We start from the raw sequence: 236 nt of genomic DNA, 5'->3' as shown, positions 1-236 counted from the left end.
GCGCGTCAGATGCCAGGCCCCGCGAGGAGATTGCATGAGTCAGCCTGCCGCGTTCCTCGACACGGTTGAACACCTGATTCCCCGCGAGCGCCGTTTCGACGACCCGCTCTCGACCCTGGCCATCGGCACCGACGCCAGCTTCTACCGCCTGATTACCAAGCTGGTGATCCGCGTCGAGAGCGAAGAGGAAGTCGCCACCCAGCTCAAGGCGGCCCACGCCCAGCAGGTCGCCGTGA

General features: G+C 66.1%; 1 protein-coding gene. It reads left to right on the top strand.

Going from position 1 to position 236, the window contains the following annotated elements:
- Positions 1 to 34: 34 nt before the first annotated feature.
- The coding region (locus tag M2D63_RS26115) for a hypothetical protein (RefSeq protein ID WP_285865924.1) at positions 35 to 236 on the top strand (202 nt) is incomplete at its 3' end.

This window comes from Pseudomonas sp. BJa5 (genome assembly GCF_030272875.2).
Lineage (GTDB): Bacteria > Pseudomonadota > Gammaproteobacteria > Pseudomonadales > Pseudomonadaceae > Aquipseudomonas.
The sequence above is the reverse complement of the archived record's forward strand: the minus strand, read 5'-3'. Positions and strand labels throughout refer to the sequence as shown.